This window comes from Micromonospora sp. NPDC005806, assembly GCF_042871425.1.
Taxonomy (GTDB): Bacteria; Actinomycetota; Actinomycetes; order Mycobacteriales; family Micromonosporaceae; genus Micromonospora.
This window is the reverse complement of sequence record NZ_JBIAIL010000111.1, coordinates 1-1,181: the sequence shown is the minus strand read 5'-3', so window position 1 is coordinate 1,181 and position 1,181 is coordinate 1. Positions and strand designations below refer to the sequence as shown.

The following is a 1,181-nucleotide window of genomic DNA, read 5'->3' as shown; positions in this document are numbered from 1 at the left end:
GGCTCTTCGGACAAGCCACTTCCCGGACCCGCCACCACCCACCCTAAACCCCTGGTTCCAGCAGCGTCTTGACATAAAGGGGTGCCAGATGCGGATGCCGGTTCGGCTGTCGTCGGTGATTCCTATCTGGTCAGGAACAGTCAAATCGGTGGTCGTAGGGACGCTCCGGGCATGATGTGCAGAAAAAGATGTAGATGCCTCCGGCATCTCCCAGCATCAATCCTGTCGGATTTTGAAGCGACCGCCACGGATGGTCATCCGGGCTATCGAAGCCCCAGCCGATCATTGCGGGCCGGTCCTCCAGCGGGACCCAACGTTGCTCGTCGCCCCGGCTGAACTCCCAGGTGGCGATGGTGAGCAGATGCTCCATACGAACCCCACACCTGCAAACCGGCCAATCAGGCGACTGCGTCCAGCCGGGGTAGCCGCCGACCTTGATCCCGGACGCGACCGCAAGATCGCTGTCGTACTCCCAGCCGCGGTCAGCCTCGACCCGACGTGCCGCTTCCTGGATCTGCGACCACACCTCGCGCGGCAGATCGTACGACGGGTACTCGACGACCCGCTCGGGATCGACGGCGCACGCGTCGGGTATATACCGTGCCTCGGCGTCCTCGTGTGGCGCTGGCATCGTCGTCAGTCGAGGTCCGATCGCTGATCGTCGCCGCCAGTGCAAGCGTGGAAGCGGAGCGCTCCAGGGATCATGGTCAAACGGGCACCACAGCACCTGCAGCACGTCCGAGCCCTCTGGGAATGGCAGCTCGGGCACGTCGTCGGCGAACAGTTGCAGGACCGGCACGAGCGGCACCCCAGCCTCGCCTGGATGGTCGTCCAGACCTCTACCGTCACAAGCCGGCCAGGGCTCGTTCGCTGGCCACAGCAGCGGCCCGCCCACGGAGCTCTGCTCCTCCGACGGTGAGCCCTTCCGTGGATGCAGCCGGGTGGTAGTCCGCGCAAACGCACGCAACTGCGGGAAGACGGCATCCATATCGATCGGAGCCTGCGGGGTGGTGTGCACGGCCGAGATCGTACGGGCACGCAGCGTACGGCTCCCAGAACGCCGCCAACGCGATCAGCGGCATGAGTGTGCATCGCCGCCGAGGTCTCGCGGACGCCTGGAGGTACGTGACGATATTGGTGCTGTCTCGGCGTAGGTTCCCCAGGTGACTGTGTACGACATC

1 protein-coding gene is annotated in these 1,181 nt (G+C 64.9%); it reads right to left on the bottom strand.

Features of this window, described 5'->3' with window-relative positions:
• Positions 1–130 precede the first annotated feature (130 nt).
• Entirely contained in the window at positions 131–1,018 is an 888-nt protein-coding gene (locus ACFYOS_RS36455; RefSeq protein ID WP_387151937.1) for a hypothetical protein, read from the bottom strand.
• Positions 1,019–1,181 lie beyond the last annotated feature (163 nt).